Annotated in this window: 2 protein-coding genes; one reads left to right on the top strand and one right to left on the bottom strand. The window is 64.2% G+C overall.

What is annotated here, in order from left to right; genetic code table 11:
• Positions 1-23 precede the first annotated feature (23 nt).
• Positions 24-224, bottom strand: a complete 201-nt coding sequence (locus GY769_06725) for a hypothetical protein (protein ID MCP4201614.1) — start codon at positions 222-224, stop codon at positions 24-26.
• 219 nt (positions 225-443) lie between these two features.
• Here GY769_06725 and GY769_06720 point away from each other — a divergent pair.
• Positions 444-592, top strand: a 149-nt coding sequence (locus GY769_06720; protein ID MCP4201613.1) for a hypothetical protein, incomplete at its 3' end; no start/stop codon positions are given.

Raw genomic sequence — 592 nt, 5'->3', positions numbered from 1 at the left:
GTCTATTTCCAGGAGCGGCGGGCCTAGCTGGCCTTCAGCTCTGCCAACGTCTCGGCAATCGTCCCGAGCATCTCACGCGTCTCGGCCTGCGACTCCTCGATTTCGGCCTGATCGCGCAGCCTCTCTTCACGAAGCCGCCTCATCTCGGTCATCATCTGAGCGATGCCGGCCTGCAGTCGGGCCGCTTCTTCGGCATTGGTCTCGAGCTTCAGTACTTCATCCATACCTGGCCTCCGATCCAAGTGTAGCACGCTGAGATCTGCGCTGGCGCTACACGTCCGGTCCCTCGGGCCACGGCCGGGCGTCGCTCGGCATCACCAACTCCACGGGGTGCTCTTCGGTGTGGGGCTCGACCTAATCCCTACAACCCCTACCCATATCCGTGGACCAACCACCTCTTCCAGGACGCGCCGTCGATCGCGATCGGCATCTTCGAGGGCCAGATGCGCAAGATGGCCGATGGCTTCCGCGCCGTGCGCACCGCCGAGCTCGAGGTCGCCGACGCCTACGACGAGTCGCACGACAAGTTCTTCGAAGCCTTCGACTGGCGCCAGTTCACCGACGACGAGTTCCGGCTCTGCCCGCCGGTGCT

The sequence above is a fragment of the bacterium genome (assembly GCA_024224155.1).
GTDB lineage: Bacteria > Acidobacteriota > Thermoanaerobaculia > Multivoradales > JAHEKO01 > CALZIK01.
The sequence above is the reverse complement of the archived record's forward strand: the minus strand, read 5'-3'. Positions and strand labels throughout refer to the sequence as shown.

What these genes read in the sequence shown, in the direction of transcription:
- GY769_06725 (MCP4201614.1), bottom strand. Translation starts at nt 224, where the DNA reads ATGGATGAAGTACTGAAGCTCGAGACCAATGCCGAAGAAGCGGCCCGA.